The organism is Methanobrevibacter sp., assembly GCF_045541095.1.
Lineage (GTDB): Archaea > Methanobacteriota > Methanobacteria > Methanobacteriales > Methanobacteriaceae > Methanocatella.
In genome coordinates, this window is record NZ_JAZQIJ010000270.1 from 1 (window position 1) to 1,640 (window position 1,640).

The following is a 1,640-nucleotide window of genomic DNA, read 5'->3' on the forward strand; positions in this document are numbered from 1 at the left end:
AGTTTTCCAGAACATAACCGTAATGCATAATATTCAATTCAATAACTTAAGTGATGTAATGGAAGGATTCGTTGAATTTGACATCAGTCCAAAATCAACTAATGCAACATTCTTCAATTTGACTTTAGAAAATGAATCCATCTTGTCTTCAGTTGGAAACTTTGAAAAGAATTCAAGCTATTCAATTTCATATGATGGAAACATCATGTGCACATTTGATTATGATGACGTTAAGAATGGAAATCTCACATTCAGCTTTGATGGAAAGGATGGTATGATAGAATTTGCAAATAGAAACAGCACATCTATCAGGAATTACGTTTCAAGCGATAGGGATTCATTTGTTCAGCTAAGGTCACTTTAATGAAATTAAGATTTTTATTTAATTATTTTCTTAAATTTTTTATATTTTAATGGGGATTATAATGGAAATTACAGGAATAGTCACAACAGGATTGGGAAAGGCAGCATATTTTTTAGGCCAGGATTTCTATAAGGACCAATTCAAGGAAAAATGCGGATTCACCCCGTTTCCTGGAACATTGAACCTCATTGTGGAAGAGGATAAGCTTGAGGATATAAGATTAATGAAAAACAGCTGCAAGAATCTTATAAAGCCAGATCAAGGATTCGGTGCAGTGAGGTATATTCGAGCTCATCTAAACAAGGACATTGAAGGGGCCATTGTATTTCCAGACAAGACAACCCATGATGAGAATTATTTGGAATTCATATCCAAGGACAAGTTAAGGGACAAATACAATTTCAAAGATGGGGATGAAGTGACATTAACCATTGATATTTAACAATTTGACTTAATAATTTACTTTTTTTTAATCATTGAATAGCTAAATTTTATATTGAGGGGGAAATATGAAAAAATGTGTTCATTGTGGAAAGGAAAACGTTGATGAGGCTATTTTTTGTGCTGATTGTGGTGCAAAATTAGGCACTTATAATAGTTCCACCTCTTCAAGTGGCTCAACAACGGATAATTCTTTAAATTATTCTTCTAATCAAACAAGCAATCAAGCAAATAATAAAGAACCGAATAAATTAAAGGTCTGCTGTTGCTATGTACCTATAGTTCTATTTGTTCTCTTTTTAGCAGCTGCATTAATTTACGCTGGATTTGCTGAAAGTTTTGGAACATACTATCCTGATGATTTTAATTATTTGGACTCAAATGCCGATGGCAAGGTAACCTTTGAAGAAATTACAGAAGTGAACTGGATTTATTTAGATAATTCAACACTTAAAAGATTCTTTGAGGGAGCTGATCTTAATCATAACGGTTATTTGAAGGGTCATGAATTTGATTTTTTTGGAGATGATGTAGTAAGTTATGGAGAGTCTTCTGAAGACACCAGTTCCAGCAATGATGAGTATAAATATTCATCATCTTCCTCATCTTCAAGTTCCAGCCATGGCCGTGATTACAGTTCAGGAAATTCCAAAGCGACAAATAGTCTCAACAACAAGGAATTTGATAGTTCAGAAGGATATGTCTTGACCTGTCCATACTGTGGAAGTGAATCAGTATATGAAACCGGAGGGCATTACAGATGTGCTGAATGTGGCAGTAACATTTACAATCCAGACGATTTGGAATTAGGATATTGGGAAGGATATATGGAGTT

2 protein-coding genes and 1 pseudogene are annotated in these 1,640 nt (G+C 33.9%); all 3 read left to right on the top strand.

Annotated elements, in window-relative coordinates:
• A pseudogene (locus ACKI2P_RS11720) lies at positions 1–364 on the top strand (dolichyl-phosphate-mannose-protein mannosyltransferase); the annotation flags it as partial.
• A 61-nt stretch (positions 365–425) separates the two neighbouring features.
• Positions 426–806, top strand: a complete 381-nt coding sequence (locus ACKI2P_RS11725; protein WP_407377772.1) for a DUF120 domain-containing protein — start codon at positions 426–428, stop codon at positions 804–806.
• A 67-nt stretch (positions 807–873) separates the two neighbouring features.
• Positions 874–1,640 (top strand): zinc-ribbon domain-containing protein (locus ACKI2P_RS11730; protein WP_407377774.1); only part of this gene is annotated, 767 nt, incomplete at its 3' end.